The sequence below is a fragment of the Bartonella sp. AP11XZML genome (genome assembly GCF_042196445.1).
Lineage (GTDB): Bacteria > Pseudomonadota > Alphaproteobacteria > Rhizobiales > Rhizobiaceae > Bartonella.
Genome location: NZ_JBHIQF010000082.1, coordinates 1 through 2,790, shown reverse-complemented (window position 1 = coordinate 2,790; position 2,790 = coordinate 1). Strand labels below are relative to the sequence as shown.

General features: G+C 37.0%; 1 pseudogene. It reads right to left on the bottom strand.

Annotated elements, in window-relative coordinates:
- Positions 1-2,227: pseudogene (locus ACFIMG_RS08350) on the bottom strand (hypothetical protein); the annotation flags it as partial.
- Positions 2,228-2,790: the final 563 nt, after the last annotated feature.

Here is a 2,790-nt window from a genome sequence, read left to right as displayed (position 1 = left end):
CATGGATTTCTGAATTTGTGAGATTAACTGTACCAATTGACAGATCGGCACTATTTTCAATGTTATTTTTAGTGAAAGCTCTAATGAAAATACCTGTGCCATTTTCAGCATGAAGCTCTGCATTGGTCAGATTGATTTCATTGCTATGATGTTTTTGTGGATCATTTAGCTCATCTTGTTTGGTAGTAGGGTGAGTTACGAATTGCAAACCAGAAACTTCTGCTGTTGCAGAAACATTTGTCAAATCAATATGCCCACCGTTGATTGCAAATAACGCTGTTTCGTTCGCTGCTACGGATCCTCCCGTCATGTTGACTGCACCACCATCGATTGCTGCAAGCCCAGTTCCACTACTACTAATCGTTGTTTTTTCAAGAAAAATTACACTGTTTGCGCCATTAGAAAATACACCAGATGACTTATCGCTATAATTTGTTTTTAGGGTCACATCTGCAACAGTAATATGTCCACCATTTTCAGCAACCAATGCATTACCTTTCCCCGTGACGGTTCCTTCCGTCATGCTGATGGTGGAGTTTGAACCTTCCGCATAGAGTCCAACGTTATCAGATGTAATGTTTGCATTGTTGGTTAAAGTGATGGCACTGCCGCTTTTAGCAGATATTGTTGTATTTTGTGCATGAAATGATCCTCCCGAGATTGTTATTGTCGAATCATTCTCTGCTAATACACCTTTTTCAAATACACCGGTGGCTGCTTGAGCCACTGTTACATCTTTTAAAGTGACGGTACTTTTATTTGCGTTTATTCCATAGTACAGTGTCCCATCCTTTTTAACACCCGATATTGTCACATTTTCTAGTTTGTTTTCACTACTGTTACTGTTTGAGAATATAGCACTAGTTGAAGAAGTTGTAATGGTTCCCCCAGTCATCTTGATTGCGCCACCGTTTTGTGCTTGAAGCCCGAAGAAAGCATCATTAATCGTTGTCTTTCCAAGTAATTCAATCATGCTACCAAGGCCACTAGAAACTGCACCAGTTCCATAACCATCTTTTGTTTTTAGGGTGACATCTGTAACAGTAATATGGCCACCGGATGTTGTCTTTACTGCTTGCTCTTTCGCTGTGATGCTCCCCCCTGTCATTTCGATGATGGACTTTGAATCTGCCGCATGGAGTCCAGCAGCATTATTAGATGTAATGTTTGCATCGCTAGTTAAAGCGATGGTGCTGCCGTTTTGAGCAAATATTGCTGTTCTTTCTGCATCAAATGATCCTCCTAAAACGTTTATTATGGAATCATATGCCTCTATGGCAGTTTGTGCTTGCGTCACTGTTACATTATTTAAAGAGATATAACTTGCATCTGCTTTTATTCCAAAGAACAGTGGCACATCCTCTTTAATACTCGATATGGTCACATTTTCTAGTTTGTTTTCATATTTATAACTGTGACTGTTTAAGAATGTAGCACCAGCTGCAGAAGCTGTAATGGTTCCTCCAATCATCTTGATTGTGGCCTCATCTATTACTTGAATCCCGATGAAAGCATTATTAATCGTTGTCTTTCCAAGTAATTCAATTATGCTAAGGTCTTCACAAGCTACACCAATTCCATAAACATCTTTTGTTTTTAGGGTGACATCTGTAGCAATAATATGGCCACCGTATGTTGTCTTTACTGCTTGCTCTTTCGCTGTGATGCTCCCTCCTGTCATTTCGATGATGGCCTTTGAACCTGCCGCATAGAGTCCAACATCATTAGATGTAATGTTTGCATCGCCAGTTAAAGTGATGTTGCTGCCGTTTTGAGCAAATATTGCGGTTTTTTCTGCATCAAATGATCCTCCTAAAACTTTTACTGTGGAATCATATGCATCTATGGCAGTTTGTGTTTGTTTAACTGTTACATTTTCTAAAGTGATAAAACTTTTCTTGTTTATTTTTATTCCAAGGAGTGATGATGCTTCATTTTTATTATCTGATATTACTACATTTTGCAGTATATTTCTATTATCCTTACTATCATCAATATAAACACCAGTTTGAGAAGCTGTAATGTTCCCCCCAGTCAGGTTGATGTTAGCGCCGTCTTTTACAGAAATACCAAAACGAACATCAGAATCAGTGCCTTGAATATTTAAGCCATTTAATTCAAGCGCACTGTTAGCACCTTCAACTGTTACAACATATTTATCGCTACTTGTGTCTGTATTTGTGTTTTCATTTCCAGTTACAGTTACAGTACTGCNGCAGCTGTGCATGATAAAAGGGATGTTTTATACACTAGTATTCTCCTTATGATAGCCCCCAAATATTCATTTCCCCGCGAACTTCATAAGAAGAAGTGAAAATGGATAGTTGTTATTAATTTCAGTAATTGTTTTTATTTGGTAAGACATTTTTGGTTTTTTGTCAAAATTAAAAAATAATTGATATTAATTATGTCTAATACAAAATGTATTTATAATGGATTTTATTTAAAGAATTATAATTTTGAATATTATTATTCAGAGAAATATTCTGAGATACTGATATAGTGGTACCATGACATCTTTTACGTGATGGTAGGGATTATTATATGACGCAAACTGGGGTTATGAGGGAACAAAAAAGGATGTAGAAGAAGCTTATAAAAAAGCTAACTTACTTGGGCTTAAAGTGGGTTGTCATATTTCAACACAGTGGTATTAATTTATTTCTAATAGACTTCTCTTTTTTTCAAAGTAGGAAGTACTCTTCATCTACTGGGGATGGAAGTGCTCTGTTGCGTTTGTTGTGTCTTGTCTTGGAGATTTTCGTAAAGAACTAAGTATAAAGAGGGAAG